This is a genomic window from Albidovulum sp. (assembly GCF_041919395.1).
GTDB lineage: Bacteria > Pseudomonadota > Alphaproteobacteria > Rhodobacterales > Rhodobacteraceae > Albidovulum.
In genome coordinates this window covers 1-2091 of record NZ_JAYRTX010000188.1, presented here as the reverse complement: position 1 = coordinate 2091, position 2091 = coordinate 1, and the positions used below count along the sequence as shown (strand labels likewise).

Genomic DNA, 2091 nt, shown 5'->3' with positions numbered 1-2091 from the left:
GGCTGAGGAAGGCGGCGAGGAAGCCGAGCCGCGCCAGCCCCATCGCGGTGAGCATGAACCCGGAGAGGAAGGCAAGGAGGATGGCCGCGCCGAGATATTCGGGCGTGCCCGCCCGCGCGACCTCCCCCACAGCCGCCGCCGTCATCAGGGAGGCGACGGCGACGGGGCCGACCGCAAGGGTTCGGGAGGTTCCGAAAACCGTGTAAAGCAGGATCGGCAGGATCGAGGCATAGAGGCCGACCTCGGCCGGAAGCCCGGCAAGGAGCGCATAGGCGAGCGACTGGGGGACGAGCATGATCGTGACGATCACCGCCGCAACGATGTCGGAGGTGAAGCTGTCCCGCGAGTAGGAGCGGCCCCAGTCGAGGATCGGGAGGTATCGTCTGAGCATCGGGGCAGCCGGGGCCGGGTCAGAGCTTGTTGACCGGAACCTTCAGGTAGGTATTGCCGTCCTCCTCGGGCGGCGGCATCTGGCCCGCGCGCATGTTGACCTGCAGCGAGGGAACGATGAGCCTGGGCATCCCGAGCGTCTTGTCGCGCGCCTCGCGCATCGCGACGAACTCGTCGGCGCTGCGGCCCGCGCCGACGTGGACGTTGCGTGCCTTCTCCTCGGCCACGGTCGTTTCCCAGGCGTAGTCGTCACGGCCGGGGGCCTTGTAGTCGTGACCGACGAAGATGCGGGTGGCATCGGGCAGGCTGAGTATCTTCTGGATCGAGTCATAAAGTGCTTGCGCCGAGCCGCCGGGGAAGTCGCAGCGTGCGGTCCCGAAATCGGGCATGAACAGCGTGTCGCCGACGAAGGCGGCGTCCCCGATCACGTAGGTCAGGCAGGCCGGCGTGTGACCGGGCGTGTGGAGCACATGCCCCTCCAGCCCGCCGATGCGGAAGCTGTCGCCCTCGCGGAAGAGCCGGTCGAACTGGCTGCCGTCGCGCTGGAACTCCGTGCCTTCGTTGAAGATCTTGCCGAACGTGTCCTGCACCACGGTGATGTTGGCGCCGATCCCGATCTTGCCGCCGACCCGATCCTGGATATAGGGGGCCGCCGAGAGGTGATCGGCGTGCACATGGGTTTCGAGGATCCACTCGACCGTCAGCCCCGCCGCCTTCACATGGGCGATGACGGCATCGGCGGAATGGGTATCGGTCCGGCCCGAGGCATAGTCGAAGTCGAGCACGGAATCGACGATGGCGCAGGCCTTTCCGGCGGGGTCCTTCACCACGTAGCTGATCGTGTTGGTGGCCTCGTCAAAGAAGCCCTTGACCTCGGGTTTCGCACGCGCCGTCATCTCCGCCTCCGTCAGCAATTCTCCGCATCATATAGGCCAGGCAATTCATATAGCAAGTTTTGAATGTGACTCGCATGACAGCGATCACCAGACGACATTCTCGACGATTCCCGGCAGCATGGCGAAGTCGGAAAACGCCACGCTGTGCGGCAGCTCCGAAACCGGGGCCTTGCGGTAGCCCTCGGTGTAAAGCGCGAAGGGGGCCCGGGCGTTCACGGCCGTCTCGGCGTCGATCTCGCTGTCGCCCACATAGATCATCGGCCCGCCGCCGAGGCGGTCGTGGCTCGCGCGAAGCATCCCGGGGTCGGGCTTGCGCGTGGAGAGGCTGTCGCCGCCGATGACATGGTCGAAGCGATCCCGCAGCCCGACATGGCCGAGCGCCGCCTCGGCCGGGCGCAGGGGCTTGTTGGTGCAGACGGCCAGCCGGCAGCCGGCCGCGGCGAGGCGCGCCAGGGCGTCGGCAACGCCGGGGTAGGGGGTGTTGCCCTCCACCTCCGTCTCGTAGCGCGCGACGAGCGCGGTCTCGACCCGCGAGAAGAGCGGCCCGTCGGGGTCCTCGCCCGAGGCGGCGAGAAGCTGGCGCACGAGGTGCGGGACACCCTTGCCGACGAAGCCGCGCACCTGCGGAAAGGTGAGCGCAGGCAAGCCAAGACCGGACAGTACTGCGTTCGAAATGGTATGGATCGCAGGCGCGGAATCGATCAGCGTCCCGTCGAGGTCGAAGATGACGGCCGGCGCCTTCACGCCGCCTTCCACTTTATCGAACAGCCCATCGACGGCACCTGGTCTGCGGGCCCGTGCCCCG

At 67.3% G+C, this 2091-nt stretch carries 3 protein-coding genes; all 3 read right to left on the bottom strand.

Going from position 1 to position 2091, the window contains the following annotated elements:
• Positions 1-391 (bottom strand): SulP family inorganic anion transporter (locus ACMUOO_RS17235; RefSeq protein WP_413855810.1); only part of this gene is annotated, 391 nt, incomplete at its 3' end.
• A 19-nt stretch (positions 392-410) separates the two neighbouring features.
• Positions 411-1286 (bottom strand): MBL fold metallo-hydrolase, encoded by an 876-nt coding sequence (locus ACMUOO_RS17230; RefSeq protein WP_301920606.1) that lies wholly within the window; start codon positions 1284-1286, stop codon positions 411-413.
• Positions 1287-1370: 84 nt separating this feature from the next.
• Positions 1371-2030 (bottom strand): phosphoglycolate phosphatase, encoded by a 660-nt coding sequence (locus tag ACMUOO_RS17225; RefSeq protein ID WP_301920605.1) that lies wholly within the window; start codon positions 2028-2030, stop codon positions 1371-1373.
• Positions 2031-2091 lie beyond the last annotated feature (61 nt).

Coding starts and splice junctions, on each gene's coding strand:
- ACMUOO_RS17230 (WP_301920606.1), bottom strand. CDS start 1,286: ATGACGGCGCGTGCGAAACCCGAGGTCAAGGGCTTCTTTGACGAGGCC.